The organism is Mycobacterium sp. NPDC004974, assembly GCF_053600815.1.
Map to the genome: position 1 here is coordinate 1 of NZ_JBSGAQ010000027.1, position 17,404 is coordinate 17,404.

The window sequence follows — 17,404 nt, forward strand, 5'->3', positions numbered from 1 at the left end:
GGTCAGCCGGTTGCGGTCCAGCGGGAACACACCGTTGAGGAAGGTGTCCCACTGCTGAACGGTCAGGGTCCGGTCCTGACCATCAACCAGGCTCAATTCATTGTCCAGACCCGCATGAGAAGTGCCCGTGCTCGTAAACAGCGCCGCGACGGTTGCCACCATCGCGACCAGCACCCGACTGAATGCCTTCATGTTCTCCCTAGCTATTTCGCCGGTGATCCCGGAGGCTCACCTTTTGTGGTCGGCTACCCGGCCCCCGCAGACCGTATCGCCTCGCAAGCCCAACATGTGACGCGGATTAGAAACCCACACGTTGCTCTTACGAAATGCACATCGTTGACATCAGGAACATAACGGCAGCCCACCGGGGCGGCAACGCAAGCACATATCCGCAGAGCTGCATACGGTCGATCGATCAAAATTTGCTGAAAAGTGGCTGGAAGATTGCTCACTACGCCACGACGCTGCGAATTGGGCCTCGCGGCAATGCTGTGATGCCGTTCGCCTTAGTAACGAACTGAGGTCCAGAACACAGTGCGAGGCGGATGTTTCCTGCCCTTACAAGCCGTTCACCTATTCATTGGTGATGCGGCGGAATGTTGTTCCTCAACCACCGGTCACGGTCGGCGTCGTCGTCCGGCGAAGCTGTGTCGCGTTCGTCGGGAGAGATGTCCGGGAGGGCCTCACCGAAGATCTTGTTAACTGCGTGGCGGGACATTTTGTTCGCTTCTGACATCTTCAATCCCCTTTGTGACGAACATCACATCTCATCCTATGTGCCGGTACGCCAACCGTTAACCTGCTCTTAACCAGCAACGTCGCTCGGCGTGACATTCGCCTGGAAAACGAAACGGCGGCCGGTGGCCGCCGTTTCATTTGCGTTCAGATCTCCAGACTTGATAGCTGGCCTATGACTTGTGCGGCCAGTGGCCCGAGGGTGGCCATACCGTCGCGCACCGCAGCACGTGACCCGGCGATATTCACCACCAACGTGCTGCCCGAGACGCCACACAGACCACGGGACAGCCCCGCATCGACGATGCCGGCCGAAAGCCCCGATGCCCGCAGCGCCTCGGCGATGCCGAGCAGCTCCCGGTCGAGAATGTCCAGGGTGGCCTCCGGCGTCACATCGCGCGGTGTCACCCCCGTCCCGCCGACCGATACCACCAGATCGACGCCGCCGATCACCGCGGTGTTCAACGCGTTCCGGATCTCGACCTCGTCGGCGGACACGACCACGACCCCGTCGACGACGAAACCTGCTTCGCCCAACAATTCCGTGACCAATGGACCGCTGTGGTCTTCCTCGCCATGTGCGGTGCGATCGTCCACGACGACGACGAGCGCCCGGCCCACCAACTCCCCTGGTTGTTCCATGCCTGCAACCGTATATCCGGCGGCAGACAACGGTGTAGCCAGACGGAGGGTGGCGATCCTGTCCGATCCGATCACGGTGCTCACTGCTCCGCCCGGCCGAGCGTGACCTCGATGGTCTGCGGCTTGCCGCCCTGGTCCAGGAAGGTCAGCGTGACCTTGTCGCCGGGGGCCTTGGACCGCACCGCCGCCACGAGCGCGTCAGCGCTGCCGATCACCCGGTCGTCGACCTTGGTGACCACCACACCGCTGGGCAGACCGGCCGCCGCGGCGGCCCCGCCATTGGTGACCTCCACGATCTTGGCGCCGTCGGTGGCCTTGTCGTTGGCCACCTGCACACCCAGCGAGGCATGCGAGGCCGTGCCACTCTGGATCAGCTCGTCGGCGATGCGCTTGGCCTGATCCACCGGGATCGCGAAGCCCAGTCCGATCGAGCCGCTCTGCGCCTGAGGCGAATCCCCGCCCATGGTGGCGATCGCCGAGTTGATCCCGACCAGTTCGCCGTTCATGTTGACCAGCGCGCCACCGGAGTTGCCCGGGTTGATGGCGGCGTCGGTCTGGATGGCGTCGAGCACGGTGTTCTGGTTGCGGGCGTCGCCGCCGGCCGCAACCGGCCGGTTCAGCGCACTGATGATGCCGGTGGTGACGGTGCCTTCCAGCCCCAGCGGCGACCCGATCGCGACGACGTCCTGGCCCACCCGCAGGTTGGCCGACGAGCCGAGGGTGATGGGGGTGAGACCCGAGACGTCCTGCGCGCGCACGACGGCGATGTCGCTGCTGGGGTCGGTGCCGACGACGGTGAACGGCTTGGTCGTCCCGTCGGAGAACGTCACCTTGGTCTGGGCGCCGACCGGTGCCCCGCCCGGTGCGGTCGCCGGGGCGGGCGCTCCCGGCTTGGCGCCCTGCACGACGTGGTTGTTGGTCAGGATGAGGCCGTCGGCAGTGAGGATGATGCCTGAGCCCTCCTCGGAAGCGCGGCCCAGATCGGTCTCGAGCTTGACCACACTCGGCACCACCTTGGCCGCCACCTGCTCCACCGAACCGGGGGGCAGCGCAGCCGCGGGAACCGTCGGCGCGGCGCCGAGACCCTGGCTGCCCAGGCGCGGGTGGTCGTCGTTCACCAGCGTGGCGACACCGCCGCCGATGCCGGCCGACACCACGGCCACGGCAAGCGCCCCGGCGACCAGACCGGTCCTGGAGCGTTTCTTGGCCGGGACGGGCTGCGGGCCGGCCGGAATCCGGTACGGGTCATAGGGCGCGCGGTACGCCTGCTGCGGGCTCTGGTGCTGCGGGTTCTGGTGCTGCGGGTTCTGGTGCTGCTGGGCCTGATGCGGCGGGTGCTGCTGCGGCTGTTGACGGGCGTAGCGCCAGTCGTACTGCTGTTGCTGGTAAGGATCAGGACGCGCACCGCCGTATCCGGGGGCAACGCCGCCGGGATGCTGCTCCGGCTGTTGGGGGTACCTCGGGTGGTTCGTCATTGTGCTGCGTGCTCTTCTCTTGGTAATTGGTCCGTCGGCGTGTAACGCCGGTCCGGTCCGACCCGTTTGTCCAACCCTTGTGTGTCTGTCAATTCGTCAAACGAACTCGCTGCCACTCAGGTTGCCCAGATGGGCTGAGAATCCACTTAGAGATCTCTGATCCATCCATGACTAGTCCCCCGACTGAATTAACTGTCTCACCTTTTCTCCGCGCCGACAGTGCGCCCACCGTCGGCCAGCGGCAGGTGTGTCGCGTCGCCGCTGGGGATCGGTTGCCCCGGCAACACCATGTGGAACGAAGCGCCCGGTGGAGTGCCGCCCGGCACGGTGTCGTCAATCCGCAGTGCGCCACCGTGTTTGAGCACCACTTGCTGGACGATAGCCAATCCGAGGCCGGATCCCGGCATCGCCCTCGCCGCATCCGAGCGGTAGAAGCGCTCGAACACCAGCGCACGGTCCTGTGGCGGGATGCCGGGCCCATGGTCGGAGACCACCAGTTCGGCGTGCGTCGGGTCGACCTGATGCAACCGCACACCGACCCGGCCGCCGGCCGGACTCCACTTGGCGGCGTTGTCGAGCAGGTTCAGCACGGCACGGCCCAGCCCGGGTGCGTCGCCGAACACCTGCCAGCCGATGACGTCGACATCGAATTCGATGTCGTTGCGGCGCCGCCGGACCCGTTCCAGGCTGCGTTCGACGACCTCGGACATGTCGACCGGCTCGGGAGTGATGCCGCCGGCGTCGTCGCGGGTGAGGTCGACAAGGTCGCCGACCAGGGTGGACAGCTCCTCGATCTGCGCGATCACGTCCTGCTGCAGCCCGTCCATCTCGTCCTTGGGCAGCGGCGGCGCCCCGGGCGCCTGCGAGGCCATCAGCAGTTCGACGTTGGTGCGCAGTGAGGTCAGCGGCGTTCTCAGCTCGTGCCCGGCGTCGGACACCAGCCGGGACTGGCGTTCCCTCGATTCGGCCAGCGCCCGCAACATCATGTTGAACGCCTCGGTCAGCCGGGCCAGCTCGTCGCTGCCGACCACCGGGATGGGCCGCAGGTCGTCGGTGCGGGCCACCCGCTCGGCGGCTTCGGTGAGTCTGCCCACCGGCCGCAGGCCCGCCCTGGCCACCGCACCACCGGCCATGGCGGCCACCGCCACCCCGACGCCGCCGACGATGAGCAGCACTGTGCCCAACCGTCTCAGCACTTGGACAGTGGGCGCCAGGCTCTTGGAGATCAACAGGGAACTGCCGTTGGCCAGGTGCACCGCAAGCACCCGCTGGTGGTTGGCGGTGCGCAGGGACATCAGGAGTTCGCCGGAGATGACGTCCTTCTCGGGCTTGCCCAGCGGCAGCATCTGGCCCTGCTGGTTGGCCGTGTAAATGGACCGGCCCGGGATCACCAGCATCGCGTTGACGTCGGAGTACGCGGTGCCCTCGATCGCCTTACCCGGATCGGCGGCCAGCGATCCGCTCTCGATGAGCAGCCGGGCGCGGCTGTGCAGCTGGTTGTCCAGGTCGTCATAGAGCGCCCGCGAGACGACGGCGTAGACGGCGACGGCCATCAGAACGACCACCATGGCCACCATCGACATCGCGAGCATCATCACGCGCCAGCGCAACGACAGTGAGCTGGTGTTCCGTAGGTTCACGGCGGCGAGCCGCCCGGAGTCGGTCGCGGTTCGCCAAGTGTTTGCGTTGAGCGCCATCAAATCAGGGGGGCGTTTCACGCAGGACGTAACCGACGCCGCGCACGGTGTGGATCAGCCGGGGCTCTCCTTCGGCCTCGGTCTTGCGGCGCAGGTAGCCGATGTACACCTCGAGGGCATTGCCTGAGGTCGGGAAGTCGAAACCCCACACCTCTTCGAGGATGCGGCTACGGGTCAGCACCCGCCGCGGGTTGGCGATCAGCATCTCCAACAGCGAGAACTCGGTGCGGGTGAGGCTGATCTGACGCTCGCCGCGGGTCACCTCGCGGGTCACCGGGTCCAGCGTGAGGTCTGTGAACGTCATCTTCTGCGAGTCGGTGCCATCGTCGCTGACGGTACGACGCAGCAACGCGCGCATCCGCGCCAGCAGTTCCTCGAGGGCGAACGGCTTGGGCAGGTAATCGTCGGCGCCGGCGTCCAGCCCGGCCACTTTCTCCGAGGTGGTGTCGCGCGCGGTCAACACCAGGATCGGCAGATCGTCGCCGGTGCTGCGGAGCTGCCGGCACACCTCCAGGCCGTCCATCCGCGGCATCATCACGTCCAGAACCACAGCGTCAGGCCGGTCATTGGCAATCGATTCGAGGGCTTCGACCCCATCCTGGGCAAGTTCGACCGAATAACCATTGAAGGAAAGCGACCGGCGGAGGGATTCGCGCACAGCGCGATCGTCGTCAACGACAAGTATGCGCACAGGCACAGTTTCAACCTGCTGTCTGAGAGTGGGCTGAGAGGCGCGCCGCAAATTCCCCGAGCGTTTTCAGGGGGCCTGGACAACCCTGAGCACGACAAAAAGCGCTATCACGAGTGATAGCGCTTTTTGAGGAAGTGTTCTGCGGTTCTAGCGCTTGTCGAGGTCGACCAGGCCGAGACGAGCGGCCTTGAGCAGACGGCGCGGCACCTTGTGCTGCTGACCGGCGACATTGACGCCGACGAGACCGGTGGCCTCGGCCTTCCACTGCGCGCGCCGGCTACGGGTGTTCGCGCGCGACATTCTGCGCTTGGGCACAGCCATGACGTGCATCTCCTTGTTCTGGGTTGTTGCCGCGCGAACCGAAATGGGCACGCCGGCGGCGACGATTAGGTACAGAGTAACGGTTGTCCCGCGTCGGATCCAAAACGCGGGTCAGCGCTTGACGTGAGACCTGCGACACCGGCTAACCTACCGGTTGGTTGGTTGGTAGGTATTCATTGTCAGCGTCGACGGGAGTGCATGTGCCTTCAGGGACTGGTGCGGTTCGCATCGGCAACTGTTCGGGCTTTTACGGTGATCGGCTGTCCGCGATGCGAGACATGCTCACCGGTGGTGAGCTGGACTATCTGACCGGCGATTACCTCGCCGAACTCACGATGCTGATCCTGGCCCGCGACCGGGCCAAGAACCCTGACCGCGGCTACGCCAAGACCTTCCTGACCCAGCTGGAGCAGTCGCTCGGGCTGGCGTTGGACAACGGCGTGAAGATCGTGGCCAACGCCGGCGGATTGAACCCCGCAGGGCTGGCCGCCGCCGTGCGGGCGCTGGCCGAACGGCTGGGCCTCGACGTCAACGTCGCCCACGTCGAGGGCGACGACCTGGTCGGGCGGGCTTCCGAGCTGGGCCTGGGCACGCCGCTGGCCGCCAATGCCTACCTGGGCGCGTGGGGCATCGTCGACTGTCTGAATTCCGGCGCCGACGTCGTCGTCACCGGCCGCGTCACAGACGCGTCGGTGATCGTCGGGCCCGCGGCCGCACACTTCGGCTGGAAGGCCACCGACTACGACGCGCTGGCCGGGGCGGTGGCTGCCGGTCACGTAATCGAGTGCGGCACCCAGGCCACCGGAGGCAATTACTCCTTCTTCGCAGAAATTCCAGATCTGGCCCGCCCCGGATTCCCCATCGCCGAGATCTCCGCCGACGGTTCCTCGGTGATCACCAAGCATGCGGCCACCGGCGGGCAGGTCAGCGTCGGCACGGTCACCGCGCAGCTGCTCTACGAGATCACCGGCGCCCGCTACGCCAATCCCGATGTGACGCTGCGGGTGGACTCGTTGCAATTGAGCCAGGACGGCGACAACCGCGTACGCATCTCCGGAGTGACGGGCGAGGCCCCACCGCCGACGCTGAAGGTGTCGTGCAACAGCATCGGCGGATTCCGCAACGCCGCCACGTTCGTGCTGACCGGACTGGACATCGAGGCCAAGGCCCAGCTTGTGCGCAGCCAGTTGGAGGCCGGCCTGAAAGTCCGCCCGGCCGAACTGGATTGGACGCTGGCTCGCACCGATCATCCCGATGCCGATACCGAGGAGGCCGCCAGCGCCCTGCTGCACTGCGTGGTCCGCGATCCCGATCCCAACATCGTCGGACGCCAATTCTCCTCGGCAGGTGTGGAACTCGCGCTGGCGAGCTATCCGGGATTCACCACCACCGCACCCCCGGGCGACGGTCAGATATACGGGGTGTTCGTACCCGGCTACGTCGATGCCGCCGAGGTGCCGCACATCGCCGTGCACGCCGATGGCACGCGGATCGGTATCGCTCCGGCGAGCGAAACCCTCGATCTGGCTTCGGTGCCCGATCCCGCCCTGCCCGAGGCGCTCCCCACCGGGACCACTCGGCGCGCCGCGCTCGGCACGATCGCCGGCGCCCGCAGCGGCGACAAGGGCGGGTCGGCCAATGTCGGCGTGTGGGTACGCACCGACGAGGCGTGGCGCTGGCTGGCCCACACGCTCACTGTCGACAAGATTCGTGAATTACTGCCCGAGACAGCCGATCTGCCGGTCACCCGGCACCTGCTGCCGAATCTGCGGGCCGTGAACTTTGTGATCGAGGGCATTCTCGGCCAGGGCGTCGCGTATCAGGCCCGATTCGATCCGCAGGCCAAGGGGCTGGGCGAATGGTTGCGCAGCCGTCATCTCGATATCCCGGAGGAACTCATCAAGTGAGCATCTGGACTTCGCCCGAGCGCGAGGCATTGCGCAAGACGGTGCGCAGTTTTGCCGAGCGCGAGGTGCTGCCGCACGCCGCCGAGTGGGAACGCACGGGCGAGCTGCCGCGCGAACTGCACCGCAAGGCCGGCGAGGCCGGCCTGCTCGGGGCCAATTTCCCCGAGTCGGCCGGTGGTGGTGGCGGCGACGGCGCCGACGCCGTGATCATCTGCGAGGAAATGCATTACGCGGGTTCGCCCGGCGGCGTGTTCGCCTCGTTGTTCACTTGCGGCATCGCGGTGCCGCACATGATCGCCTCGGGCGACGAGCGCCTGATCGAGACATACGTGAAGCCCACGCTGCGCGGGGATCTCATCGGATCCCTGGCAATCACCGAACCCGGTGGCGGCTCCGACGTCGGGCACCTCACCACGAAGGCCACCCGCGACGGTGATGACTACATCCTCAACGGCGCCAAGACGTACATCACCTCGGGTGTGCGTGCGGACTACGTCGTCACCGCGTCCCGCACCGGAGGACCGGGAGCGGCGGGCGTCTCACTGATCGTGGTGGACAAGGGCACGCCGGGCTTTGAGGTCAGCCGCAAGCTCGACAAGATGGGTTGGCGGTCAAGCGATACCGCCGAGCTGTCCTACACCGACGTGCGGGTACCGGTGGCCAACCTGATCGGCGCGGAGAACTCCGGCTTCTTCCAGATCGCGGCGGCGTTCGTCTCCGAGCGGGTGGGCCTGGCCGTGCAGGCCTACGCCAGCGCACAGCGCTGCCTGGATCTGACCGTGCAGTGGTGCCGCGACCGCGAAACCTTCGGCAAGCCTCTGATCGCCCGGCAGTCGGTGCAGAACACCCTGGCTGAAATGGCCCGGCGGATCGACGTGGCCCGGGTCTACACGCGCCATGTGGTGGAGCGGCAGCTCGCGGGCGAGGCGAATCTGATCACCGAGGTGTGCTTCGCCAAGAACACGGCCGTGGAGACCGGCGAGTGGGTGGCCAATCAGGCCGTCCAGCTGTTCGGCGGCATGGGGTACATGGCCGAGTCCGAGGTCGAGCGGCAGTACCGCGACATGCGCATCCTGGGTATCGGCGGGGGTACCACCGAGATCCTGACCTCGTTGGCCGCAAAGACATTGGGGTTCCAGTCATGACCACTCTCAAATCCACGATCGATCCGAGCTCCCCCGGGTTCACCGAGGCCGCCGAGGTGATGGCGACCAAGCTCGCCGAACTCGACACCGAGCACGCCAAGGCCCTGGCCGGTGGCGGACCCAAGTATGTGGACCGCCATCACGGCCGCGGCAAGCTCACCGCACGCGAGCGGGTGGAGCTGCTGCTGGATCCCGACGCGCCGTTCCTGGAGCTGAGCCCGTTGGCGGCCTGGGGCAGTGATTTCACCGTGGGCGCCAGCGTCGTCTGCGGTATCGGCGCCGTGGAGGGTGTCGAGTGCCTGATCGTCGCGAATGATCCGACGGTCAAGGGCGGCACCAGCAACCCGTGGACGCTCAAGAAGATCCTGCGCGCCAACCAGATCGCGATGGAGAACCGGCTTCCGGTGGTCTCCCTCGTCGAGTCCGGTGGCGCCGATCTGCCGACGCAGAAGGAGATCTTCATCCCGGGCGGGCAGATGTTCCGCGATCTGACCCGGCTGTCGGCGGCGGGCATCCCGACCATCGCGCTGGTGTTCGGCAACTCGACGGCCGGCGGTGCGTACGTGCCGGGCATGTCCGATCACGTGGTGATGATCAAGGAACGCTCCAAGGTGTTCCTGGCCGGGCCGCCGCTGGTCAAGATGGCCACCGGTGAGGAGTCCGACGACGAGTCACTGGGCGGTGCCGAGATGCACGCCCGCACTTCGGGTCTGGGTGACTACCTGGCCAATGACGAGCTCGACGCGATCCGGATCGGGCGGCGCATCGTGGCCCGGCTGAACTGGCGGAAGAAGGGCCCCGTCCCCGCACCGGTGGTCGAGCCGAAGTTCGACCCGGAGGAGCTCATCGGCATCGTCCCCGCCGATCTGCGTATCCCGTTCGACCCGCGCGATGTGATCGCCCGCATCGTCGACGGCTCGGACTTCGACGAGTTCAAACCGTTGTACGGGTCCTCGCTGGTGACGGGATGGGCCACGCTGTACGGCTACCCGGTGGGGATCCTGGCGAATGCCCGCGGGGTGCTGTTCAGTGAGGAGTCTCAGAAGGCCACCCAGTTCATCCAGCTGGCCAACCGGTCCGATACCCCACTTCTGTTCCTGCACAACACCACCGGCTACATGGTGGGTAAGCAGTACGAAGAGGGCGGCATGATCAAGCACGGCTCGATGATGATCAATGCGGTGTCGAACTCCACGGTGCCGCACATCTCGCTGCTGCTGGGAGCCTCCTACGGCGCGGGCCACTACGGCATGTGCGGGCGGGCCTATGACCCGCGGTTCCTGTTCGCCTGGCCGTCGTCCAAGTCCGCCGTGATGGGCGGCACCCAGCTGGCCGGGGTGCTCTCGATCGTCAGTCGCGCCGCCGCAGAGGCCCGCGGTCAGCAGGTCGACGAGGCCGCCGACGCCGCGTTGCGGGCCGCGGTCGAGGCCCAGATCGAGGCCGAGTCGCTGCCGATGTTCCTGTCCGGCCGGTTGTACGACGACGGGGTGATCGACCCCCGCGATACCCGCACCGTGCTGGGAATGTGCCTGTCCGCCATTGCGAATGGCCCGATCGAGGGGACGTCGAACTTCGGCGTCTTCAGGATGTGAGCGAACAGTGATTACGAGAGTTCTGGTCGCCAACCGCGGCGAGATCGCGCGCCGGGTGTTCGAGACCTGCCGTCGTCTCGGCATCGGCACGGTCGCCGTGTACACCGACCCCGATGCCGGGTCCCCGCACGTCGCCGAGGCAGACGCCCGGGTGCGGCTGGAAGGCAACAACGGCTATCTCGATTCCGCGCAGATCATCGCCGCCGCCCAGGCGTCCGGCGCGGACGCCATTCATCCCGGCTACGGGTTCCTTTCCGAGAACCCGGATTTCGCGGCCGCCGTGATCGATGCCGGGCTGACCTGGATCGGTCCGCCGGTGAACGCCGTACAGGCGATGGGCTCCAAGATCGAAGCCAAGAAGATGATGGCCGCGGCCGGCGTTCCGGTGCTCACCGAGCTCGATCCGTCGACGGTGACGGCCGACCAGCTGCCGGTCCTGGTGAAGGCCTCGGCCGGCGGTGGTGGCCGCGGCATGCGCGTGGTGCGCGAACTGTCGGATCTGCCAAGCGAAGTGGCCGCAGCCCAGCGTGAGGCACAGTCGGCGTTCGGTGATCCGACGGTGTTCTGCGAGCGCTACCTGGCCGCCGGCCATCACGTCGAGGTACAGGTGCTGGCCGATGAGCACGGCACGGTGTGGGCGGTCGGCGAGCGTGAGTGCTCGATCCAGCGGCGTCACCAGAAGGTCATCGAGGAAGCGCCGTCGCCTCTGGTGGAACGTACCCCCGGGATGCGGGAGAAGCTGTTCGACGCGGCCCGGCTGGCCGCCGAGGCGATCGGCTACGCCGGCGCGGGCACCGTCGAGTTCATGGCGGACGAGCAGGGGGACTTCTTCTTCCTGGAGATGAATACCCGCCTGCAGGTGGAGCATCCGGTCACCGAGGCCACCACTGGGCTCGATCTGGTCGAGCTGCAGATCCTGGTCGCCGACGGCGGCCGACTCGACGCCGAGCCGCCGGCCTCGCGTGGTTCGGCCATCGAGGCCCGCCTGTATGCCGAGGATCCGGCCAAGGGCTGGCAGCCTCAGGCCGGCACCGTGCACCGGTTCGATGTCCCCGGGCAGGTGCGCGTCGACACCGGTATCGAGGACGGCTCGGTGGTGTCGATCTTCTACGACCCCATGCTGGCCAAGGTCATCTCGTATGCCCCGACCCGCCGTCAAGCCGCGACCGTGCTGGCCGATGCGTTGGCCCGCACCCGGATTCACGGACTGCGAACCAACCGCGATCTGCTGGTGAATGTGCTGCGGCATCCGGCATTCCTGGACGGGGCCACCGACACGGCGTTCTTCGACACGCACGGGCTCGATGTCCTGGCCGCTCCGCTGGCCGGTGCGGGAGTGGTGACGCTGTCGGCGATCGCGGCGGCGTTGGCCGAGGCCGCACACAACCGCAGTAGCGCAACGGTTTTCGGTGCCGCACCCAGCGGATGGCGCAACCTGGTTTCGGGCTACCAGTCACGGACGTACCGCAACGCCGCGGGTGATGACGTCGCGGTGCGCTACCGGTTCACCCGCACCGGGGTCGAGCTGCCCGACGACGACGGAGTTTCCCCGGCGTCGGCGACCCCGGACCGGGTGGTGCTCACGGTCAACGGTGTCGACCGCGCGTTCGACGTGGCGCGTTATGGCGATCAGGTGTTCGTCGACTCTCCACTGGGCCCCGTGGCGTTCACTGCGCTGCCGCGCTTCCCCGATCCGGACGATGCGGTCGCACACGGCTCGCTGCTGGCACCGATGCCCGGTTCGGTGGTCCGGGTCGGCGCCGCCGTCGGCGACACCGTCACCGCCGGCCAACCGCTGATCTGGCTGGAGGCCATGAAGATGGAGCACACCATCGCCGCACCCGAAGACGGGGTGCTGGCCGAACTCAATGTCGCCGCAGGCCAACAGGTCGAGGTCGGCGCCGTACTTGCCCGCGTAGAGAACCCTGAAGGAGAACAGTCATGAGCTTCATCGAAACCGAAGAACAGAAGGCACTGCGCCAGGCGGTCGCCGCGATGGCCGCCAACTACGGGCAGGACTACTACCTGGAGAAGGCCCGCTCCGGCCAGCACACCACCGAATTGTGGAATGAGGCAGGAAAACTCGGCTTCATCGGGGTGAACCTGCCCGAGGAGTACGGCGGCGGCGGCGCCGGCATGTACGAGCTGTCCATGGTGATGGAAGAGATGTCGGCGGCCGGGTCGGCGCTGCTGATGATGGTCGTCTCCCCCGCAATCAACGGCACCATCATCTCCAAGTTCGGCACCGAGGAGCAGAAGAAGCGCTGGATCCCCGGCATCGCCGACGGGTCGATCACCATGGCCTTCGCGATCACCGAGCCTGATGCGGGTTCCAACAGCCACCGCATCACCACCACCGCCAAACGCGACGGCAGCGACTGGATCCTCAAGGGCCAGAAGACGTTCATCTCCGGTATCGACCAGGCGCAGGCGGTGCTTGTCGTCGGCCGCACCGAGGATCACAAGACCGGAAACCTCAAGCCGGCGCTGTTCGTCATCCCCACCGACACCCCGGGCCTGAGCTGGACCAAGATCGAGATGGAGATCATCAGCCCGGAGAGCCAATTCCAGGTGTTCCTCGACGACGTCCGGCTGCCCGCCGATGCGCTGGTGGGTTCGGAAGATGCCGCGATCGCGCAGCTGTTCGCCGGGCTGAACCCCGAACGCATCATGGGTGCGGCCAGCGCGGTCGGTGTGGGCCGGTTCGCCATCAACAAGGCTGTCGACTACGTGAAGACCCGCCAGGTCTGGAAGGTGCCGATCGGTTCACACCAAGGTATCTCGCACCCGCTGGCGCAGAACCACATCGAGGTGGAGCTGGCCAAGCTGATGATGCAGAAGGCCGCGACGCTGTATGACGCCGGCGACGACTTCGGTGCGGCCGAGGCCGCCAACATGGCCAAGTACGCGGCAGGTGAGGCGTCGGTGCGGGCGGTCGATCAGGCCGTGCAATCCCTCGGCGGCAACGGCCTGACCAAGGAGTACGGCATCGCCGCTGCGGTGACGGCATCGAAGCTCGCCCGCATCGCGCCGGTAAGCCGCGAGATGATCCTGAACTTCGTCGCGCAGACCTCGCTGGGTCTTCCTCGCTCATACTGACGGGCCGTACTGACAATGACGTCTTTAGTTCATTACGCGGTCGAGGGCAACGTCGCCCGGCTGACGTTGGATTCCCCACACAACCGCAACGCGCTGTCCACGGCCCTGATCGAGCAGTTGCTCCAGGGCTTCTCCGATGCCGCCGACGAGCCCGGGGTCCGGGCGGTGGTGCTCGGGCACACCGGTGGGACCTTCTGCGCCGGAGCCGATCTCAGCGAGGCCGCCGGCCAGGATCCCGGCGACATCGCTGTCGACCGGGCCCGCGAGATGACCAAGCTGCTGCGGGCCATCCTGGAATTACCGATTCCGGTGATCGGCGCGATCGACGGGCACGTGCGGGCCGGCGGGATGGGACTGGTCGGTGCGTGCGATCTCGTCGTCGCCGGTCCGCAGAGTACGTTCGCGTTGACCGAAGCGCGTATCGGCGTTGCACCGTCGATCATTTCGCTGACGCTGTTGCCCAAGATGTTGCCGCGGGCGGCGGGACGGTACTTCGTCACCGGTGAGAAGTTCGGTGCCGCCGAGGCGGCCGAGATCGGGCTGATCACCATGTCCGCCGATGACGTATCCGGTGCGGTTGCCGCGCTGACGGGTGAGATCGCGAAGGGGTCACCGCAGGGGCTGGCGACGTCGAAGGGGCTTACGACTGCGGCGATCCTGCGTGGGTTCGACGAGCTGGCCGAGGATCTGACCCGGCAGTCGGCACAACTGTTCGTGTCCGACGAGGCGCGCGAGGGCATGACGGCGTTCCTGCAGAAGCGCCCGCCGAACTGGGCGGGCTAGGCCCGAGCCGGGACGGCGCCTGGAACAGGTTGCAGTGCCGTCCCGTCTTGTTGCACATTGCAATATGTTCGATTGAAAGCACGATTGCTGACGCCAGTCTCGGCCAAGCCGTTTCACCAGGTAAACATGCACCACGCGGCTATTTCTCAGCGTTTACTCGGATCTAGCTGCCCCATTCCAGTTTTATTGTATTCATAGTGCGACGGCCTCTCACGTTGCTAGCGTCCCGGTTTCCACGCTCCTTGGAAGGAAACCATTGATACACGCAGCGTTACGCTCGTACGCCACAGCGGGGCTAGCAATTGTGGGGGCCGGTGTCATCGCCGTGTCGCCGCTGGCGCCACCGCCGGTCACCCAGTCGGCCACCAACACCATCTCGACCGCACAGGTGGCACTGACTTCCACCGTTGATCCGTTGACCCGCTGGAGCCAGATTGCGGCGAACACCGGCGAGGACATCGGCGAACTCGCCGATTTCTGGATGGAGAATCCGGCGCCATTGGCGCGCCAAGTCGTCACCAATCTGTCGACGTACGCCGGGTGGTACGTCGCGGGTCTCCAACAGGCCATTCCCGCCCTGCAGAACTGGGCGGAACTGACGATGGCCCCCGCGATCAACCAGGCCGCTGCGCTGATCCAAGCCGGACAGCCCGAGCAGGCCGGAACCGTCCTGGTAAACGCGCTCGGCAACATCATGTGGGCCGGGTTCCCGATGATGAATCTGCTGAGCATCCCCGGATTGATGACTGATCATTTCAGCACCCTGGTGAAGGGAGTCTTGTCGGTACCGACGGCGAGCACATTGGTCGGCTTGGCCCTTGGAGTGCCGTCCGACCTGATCACCTCGGTCACTGTCGGCGCTCAGGACGCGCTCGATGCGACCAATTCCGGTGACCTCACGGGGGCGGCATTCGCGATCGCCAATATCCCAGCCGATATTGCCGAGAAGCAGCTCAAGCGAATCTTCGAGTTTCGGAAGTGGGGCGGCTGCGGGTGTCTGGTCAGCGGCGGGCTGGTCCTCAACCAACTCATCAAGCTTCCGCGACAACTTGCGGCGGGGATCGCCCTGCCTGCCCCGGCAGCGGCGAGCGCAGGCACCCTGGCGATCGCGGCACCGGCCACACCTGAACTCCCCGCAGTCACCGGCACCGCGGCCCAGGCCGACCCCGAGGCTCCTGCCGCAGTCAGCGTCAGTTCCAATGGCGTAACCGATCTTTCAGCAGGCAACAAGATCCGGCCCGGCAAGACCGGCACCACCTCCTTGCGACAGAGCCAGAAGCTGCGCGCCTCGATCGACCACGCCGCAGGCCAGGTCGACAAGACGCTGAAGGGCATCCGCGACAACGTCAAGAAGTCCCTGAAAGGACTGAACAGCGGCGCCGACAAGAAGAAGAACACCGCCGGAGGCGCAACCACTGGCGGCAGCGCTAACGGCGATTCGGACAACGGCTAAACCGCCCACCCCACTGGCCCCTGCCCGGCACCGGGCAGGGGCCCGTGGTTGCCCGGGGAGCGGAAGGATCAACCCGGCTTCGGCAATCGCATGCCGCGGGTATCGATGTTGAGCACCAAACCGGTGCCGCACCCCGAACGACAGACAGATCAGGATCGAAACTGCACCTGAGCTCGATGTGTCGAAGCAGGTCATCCAGTCCCCGCCGAGGCGACTGTGGTTGCGTCCGGCAGCAAACGTTGCGACGCGTCTGTCGCATCGCCTGCGGCAGTTCTACGGTTCTTGTGCGGACGTTCTCTGCCGTGCGGTGTCCCCATGAAAGGCCGGAATCATGGCCAATGACCAGAACAAGGCGATTTCCCGACGCATATGGGAGGTGTTTGCCTCCGGTGACCTAAGCGAGCTGGACGATCTCGTCGCTCCCGGTGCCGCCTTCCACGACACCCAGGATCCGTTCGGAGATCAACGCGGCCCCGAACATATGCGGAGCCTGATGGCGATGTACCGGAACTCGTTCTCCAACATGCGATTCGACGTCAAGATGCAACTCGCCGAGGGCGATCACGTGTGCACGATGATCGAGGCGCAGGGCGATAACACCGGCGAGATCATGGGCCGGCCGGCCACCGGTAAACACAGCCGGATCAACCTGACCAATGTCGACCGCATCGAGGACGGCAAGATCGCCGAAAGTTGGGTCACCTGGGACACCCTGGGCATGCTGCACCAGCTCGGCCTCATCCCCGCAGGAGCGCAGCAGAAGGCCCCCGCCTGAGCTGATTCCGGTGGATCCAGGGCCGGCCGCGGCCCTGGATCCACACCCCGGAGCCCACGTCCGTCACCGGTTGTGCGACCCGGCGGTGAAGTCGTGACCCCACAAACTGACCGCGGTCGATTCACGGACAGTCCACTCGTGATCGTCGACCTGCAATCCCTCACAGCCGAATTCGAGGTCGAAGCCGCCGGGCGTCTTCATGTAGAAGGACAGCATCTCGTCGTTGACGTGGCGGCCAAGCGTCGCCGACAGTGGAACCCCGCGGCGGGACACACGATCCAGGCAGAGGCCCAGATCGTCACTGTTCTCCACCTCGATCATCAGATGCACGATCCCGCTGGAAGTCTCACCCGGCAGAAACGCCAGGCTGTGGTGGCGCGGGTTGACCCCGAGGAACCGCAGCCAGGCCGGAGGGCCGTCGGCGGGCCCGCCGACCGCTTGCGGGGGTAGCCGCATCGAGTCACGCAGTGCGAAGCCGAGCACGTCTCGGTAGAAACGCAGCGATTCGGCGTCATCGCGAGCGGTCAGCACCACGTGCCCCAGACCCTGATCCCCGGTGACGAACCTGTGCCCGTAGGGGCTCACCACCCGGCGATGCTCGAGCGCCGCGCCGTGGAACAGCTCCAGCGTGTTACCCGACGGGTCCCGCAGTCGAATCATCTCGTCAACGCGCCGATCGGCAAGCTCGGCCGCGGTGGCCTCACGGTAGGGAATGCCCGCCCGGGCCAGGGCGGCACGGAGATCACGCAACGCTTCAGCGTTCGCGGTCTCCCAGCCGGACTCCAGCAGACGATCACTCTCGCCCGAGACGATCACGAGTCGGGCCGGGAACTCGTCCATCCGCAGATAGAGCGCCCCCTCGGTGAGACCCCTGCCCTCCACCATTCCGAGTACCTTCAACCCGTACTCACGCCAGGCCGCCATATCGGTGGCCTCGATGCGCAGATACCCCAGCGATCGGATGCTCATCGGAGGAATCTGCCGGGTGGCGGTCATCAGACCATCGTGTCGGCCGGGGGCAGGCCGAACTCGTTGTTGCCGAAGATCAGGTAGGCACGCTCGGGATCGTTGGCGGCGTGCACCCGGCCG

General features: G+C 66.3%; 15 protein-coding genes and 1 pseudogene. 8 read left to right on the forward strand and 8 right to left on the reverse strand.

Annotated features, from left to right (window positions below; translation table 11 throughout):
- From ACWEFV_RS32190 to rpmF, 6 genes and pseudogenes are all read right to left on the reverse strand, one after another.
- A pseudogene (locus ACWEFV_RS32190) lies at positions 1 to 192 on the reverse strand (MspA family porin); the annotation flags it as partial.
- A gap of 690 nt (positions 193 to 882) precedes the next feature.
- Positions 883 to 1,377, reverse strand: a complete 495-nt coding sequence (locus ACWEFV_RS32195) for a MogA/MoaB family molybdenum cofactor biosynthesis protein (protein WP_135457933.1) — start codon at positions 1,375 to 1,377, stop codon at positions 883 to 885.
- 80 nt (positions 1,378 to 1,457) lie between these two features.
- Positions 1,458 to 2,852: a S1C family serine protease gene (locus tag ACWEFV_RS32200; protein WP_450073105.1), complete on the reverse strand. Its 1,395-nt coding sequence runs from the start codon at positions 2,850 to 2,852 to the stop codon at positions 1,458 to 1,460.
- Positions 2,853 to 3,049: 197 nt separating this feature from the next.
- Positions 3,050 to 4,549, reverse strand: a complete 1,500-nt coding sequence (locus ACWEFV_RS32205) for a sensor histidine kinase (protein ID WP_210115575.1) — start codon at positions 4,547 to 4,549, stop codon at positions 3,050 to 3,052.
- A 4-nt stretch (positions 4,550 to 4,553) separates the two neighbouring features.
- Positions 4,554 to 5,240 carry a response regulator transcription factor gene (locus ACWEFV_RS32210; RefSeq protein WP_135457937.1) on the reverse strand — a complete coding sequence of 229 codons (687 nt, stop codon included), beginning with the start codon at positions 5,238 to 5,240 and terminating at the stop codon, positions 4,554 to 4,556.
- A gap of 147 nt (positions 5,241 to 5,387) precedes the next feature.
- Positions 5,388 to 5,561, reverse strand: coding sequence for a 50S ribosomal protein L32 (rpmF, locus tag ACWEFV_RS32215; protein WP_003885704.1), 174 nt, complete (start codon positions 5,559 to 5,561; stop codon positions 5,388 to 5,390).
- A 200-nt stretch (positions 5,562 to 5,761) separates the two neighbouring features.
- On the opposite strand from rpmF, the gene ACWEFV_RS32220 reads away from it, so the two are divergent.
- The 8 genes from ACWEFV_RS32220 (at position 5,762) to ACWEFV_RS32255 (ending at position 16,315) form a co-directional block, all read left to right on the forward strand.
- Positions 5,762 to 7,468, forward strand: coding sequence for an acyclic terpene utilization AtuA family protein (locus tag ACWEFV_RS32220; RefSeq protein WP_450073106.1), 1,707 nt, complete (start codon positions 5,762 to 5,764; stop codon positions 7,466 to 7,468).
- Positions 7,465 to 8,613 carry an acyl-CoA dehydrogenase family protein gene (locus ACWEFV_RS32225; RefSeq protein WP_450073107.1) on the forward strand — a complete coding sequence of 383 codons (1,149 nt, stop codon included), beginning with the start codon at positions 7,465 to 7,467 and terminating at the stop codon, positions 8,611 to 8,613. Before ACWEFV_RS32220 ends, ACWEFV_RS32225 begins: the two co-directional genes overlap by 4 nt.
- Positions 8,610 to 10,205, forward strand: a complete 1,596-nt coding sequence (locus ACWEFV_RS32230; RefSeq protein ID WP_135457944.1) for an acyl-CoA carboxylase subunit beta — start codon at positions 8,610 to 8,612, stop codon at positions 10,203 to 10,205. Before ACWEFV_RS32225 ends, ACWEFV_RS32230 begins: the two co-directional genes overlap by 4 nt.
- Positions 10,159 to 12,150 (forward strand): ATP-binding protein, encoded by a 1,992-nt coding sequence (locus ACWEFV_RS32235; protein ID WP_450073108.1) that lies wholly within the window; start codon positions 10,159 to 10,161, stop codon positions 12,148 to 12,150. The genes ACWEFV_RS32230 and ACWEFV_RS32235 overlap by 47 nt, the downstream gene beginning before the upstream one ends.
- Positions 12,147 to 13,304 carry an acyl-CoA dehydrogenase family protein gene (locus ACWEFV_RS32240; RefSeq protein ID WP_135457948.1) on the forward strand — a complete coding sequence of 386 codons (1,158 nt, stop codon included), beginning with the start codon at positions 12,147 to 12,149 and terminating at the stop codon, positions 13,302 to 13,304. The genes ACWEFV_RS32235 and ACWEFV_RS32240 overlap by 4 nt, the downstream gene beginning before the upstream one ends.
- A gap of 15 nt (positions 13,305 to 13,319) precedes the next feature.
- A complete protein-coding gene (locus tag ACWEFV_RS32245; RefSeq protein WP_450073109.1) occupies positions 13,320 to 14,087 on the forward strand; it encodes an enoyl-CoA hydratase family protein in 768 nt (255 codons plus the stop codon).
- A 304-nt stretch (positions 14,088 to 14,391) separates the two neighbouring features.
- Positions 14,392 to 15,540 carry a hypothetical protein gene (locus tag ACWEFV_RS32250; protein WP_450073110.1) on the forward strand — a complete coding sequence of 383 codons (1,149 nt, stop codon included), beginning with the start codon at positions 14,392 to 14,394 and terminating at the stop codon, positions 15,538 to 15,540.
- A gap of 331 nt (positions 15,541 to 15,871) precedes the next feature.
- Positions 15,872 to 16,315: an ester cyclase gene (locus ACWEFV_RS32255; protein ID WP_450073111.1), complete on the forward strand. Its 444-nt coding sequence runs from the start codon at positions 15,872 to 15,874 to the stop codon at positions 16,313 to 16,315.
- Between the two features lie 63 nt (positions 16,316 to 16,378).
- On the opposite strand, the gene hsaC is transcribed toward ACWEFV_RS32255, so the two are convergent.
- Together hsaC and ACWEFV_RS32265 are read right to left on the reverse strand one after the other, a co-directional pair.
- Positions 16,379 to 17,284, reverse strand: a complete 906-nt coding sequence (gene hsaC, locus ACWEFV_RS32260) for an iron-dependent extradiol dioxygenase HsaC (RefSeq protein WP_450073112.1) — start codon at positions 17,282 to 17,284, stop codon at positions 16,379 to 16,381.
- Between the two features lie 26 nt (positions 17,285 to 17,310).
- On the reverse strand, positions 17,311 to 17,404 hold a 94-nt coding region (locus ACWEFV_RS32265), incomplete at its 5' end, for a hypothetical protein (protein WP_450072973.1).